The 1,379-nt window shown below is 53.7% G+C and carries 14 tRNA genes; all 14 read left to right on the top strand.

What is annotated here, in order from left to right:
* Positions 1-84 precede the first annotated feature (84 nt).
* The 14 genes from G6R28_RS06515 to G6R28_RS06450 all read left to right on the top strand — a co-directional run bounded on the left by G6R28_RS06515 (position 85) and on the right by G6R28_RS06450 (position 1,366).
* A tRNA-Val gene (locus G6R28_RS06515) sits at positions 85-157 on the top strand.
* A 36-nt stretch (positions 158-193) separates the two neighbouring features.
* Positions 194-266: transfer RNA gene (locus G6R28_RS06510), tRNA-Thr, on the top strand.
* 7 nt (positions 267-273) lie between these two features.
* A tRNA-Gly gene (locus tag G6R28_RS06505) sits at positions 274-345 on the top strand.
* A gap of 6 nt (positions 346-351) precedes the next feature.
* A tRNA-Leu gene (locus tag G6R28_RS06500) sits at positions 352-435 on the top strand.
* A 9-nt stretch (positions 436-444) separates the two neighbouring features.
* Positions 445-518: transfer RNA gene (locus tag G6R28_RS06495), tRNA-Arg, on the top strand.
* Positions 519-560: 42 nt separating this feature from the next.
* Positions 561-634: transfer RNA gene (locus G6R28_RS06490), tRNA-Pro, on the top strand.
* 19 nt (positions 635-653) lie between these two features.
* Positions 654-727 (top strand) — tRNA-Met (locus G6R28_RS06485).
* 11 nt (positions 728-738) lie between these two features.
* Positions 739-812: transfer RNA gene (locus G6R28_RS06480), tRNA-Ile, on the top strand.
* A gap of 14 nt (positions 813-826) precedes the next feature.
* A tRNA-Ser gene (locus G6R28_RS06475) sits at positions 827-916 on the top strand.
* Between the two features lie 33 nt (positions 917-949).
* A tRNA-Met gene (locus G6R28_RS06470) sits at positions 950-1,023 on the top strand.
* Between the two features lie 2 nt (positions 1,024-1,025).
* Positions 1,026-1,099, top strand: a tRNA-Asp gene (locus G6R28_RS06465).
* Positions 1,100-1,120: 21 nt separating this feature from the next.
* Positions 1,121-1,193 (top strand) — tRNA-Phe (locus G6R28_RS06460).
* Between the two features lie 24 nt (positions 1,194-1,217).
* Positions 1,218-1,288: transfer RNA gene (locus G6R28_RS06455), tRNA-Gly, on the top strand.
* Positions 1,289-1,292: 4 nt separating this feature from the next.
* Positions 1,293-1,366: transfer RNA gene (locus G6R28_RS06450), tRNA-Ile, on the top strand.
* Positions 1,367-1,379: the final 13 nt, after the last annotated feature.

Here is a 1,379-nt window from a genome sequence, read left to right as displayed (position 1 = left end):
AAAAGTAGTTGCCGGAACGCTGGCTGCGAGGATAGGACGACGCGATGCCTGTACATAGTAAACGAGGAGACTCGTTTTTATTTTGGACGCTTAGCTCAGCTGGGAGAGCACCTGCCTTACAAGCAGGGGGTCACAGGTTCGATCCCTGTAGCGTCCATTGACTAAGGTCAAAGCGCCGCGTCGGGCAAATCCAGCCGACTTAGCTCAGCTGGTAGAGCACCGCTCTTGTAAAGCGGGGGTCGAAGGTTCGAATCCTTTAGTCGGCATTATTATGCGAACATAGTTCAGAGGTAGAACATCACCTTGCCATGGTGGGGGTCGCGGGTTCGAATCCCGTTGTTCGCTTGGACTGCCGGCGTGGCGGAATAGGCAGACGCACAGGACTTAAAATCCTGCGATGGAAACATCGTACCGGTTCGATCCCGGTCGCCGGCATTATATGAAGCACCTATAGCGCAATTGGATAGAGCGTCTGACTACGAATCAGGAGGTTGCAGGTTCGACTCCTGCTAGGTGCATCGTCTTCCAATCCAGAAGACAGGACGAAAGTCCAAAAGGAACGGGACGTAGCTCAGCTTGGTAGAGCACCTGGTTTGGGACCAGGGGGTCGCAGGTTCGAATCCTGTCGTCCCGATGGCTGGAAACAGCGACATCGCGGTGTAGCTCAGCTGGCTAGAGCGTTCGGTTCATACCCGAGAGGTCGAGGGTTCGATTCCCCCTGCCGCGATAGACTCGTACGGACCATTAGCTCAGCTGGTTAGAGCAGACGGCTCATAACCGTCCGGTCGTTGGTTCGAGTCCAACATGGTCCATACCATGACATAATGGAGGATTACCCAAGTCTGGCTGAAGGGAACGGTCTTGAAAACCGTCAGGTCGGGAAACCGGCGCGAGGGTTCGAATCCCTCATCCTCCTTAGGGCAAAAGCCCCACGAAAGTTTAATATTATCGCGGGATGGAGCAGTTCGGTAGCTCGTCGGGCCCATAACCCGAAGGTCGTAGGTTCAAATCCTACTCCCGCAATTGGTCGCATGGTCTAGCTGGTTAGGACGCCTGCCTGTCACGCAGGAGATCACGGGTTCGAACCCCGTTGTGACCGTTCTTTTTTAGAAAAAGAGATGGCTCTGTAGCTCAGTTGGTAGAGCAATGCATTGAAGCTGCATGTGTCGGCGGTTCGATTCCGTCCAGCGCCATAGGGGAGACCCAATATAAATGATGCGAATGTAGTTCAATGGTAGAATTCCAGCCTTCCAAGCTGGCTATGCGGGTTCGATTCCCGTCATTCGCTTTATGGGCCATTAGCTCAGTTGGTTAGAGCGCTGTGTTGATAACGCAGAGGTCCCTGGTTCGAATCCAGGATGGCCCATAACAGTCGACTT

Source organism: Fructobacillus papyrifericola, assembly GCF_018437235.1.
GTDB lineage: Bacteria > Bacillota > Bacilli > Lactobacillales > Lactobacillaceae > Fructobacillus > Fructobacillus papyrifericola.
The sequence above is the reverse complement of the archived record's forward strand: the minus strand, read 5'-3'. Positions and strand labels throughout refer to the sequence as shown.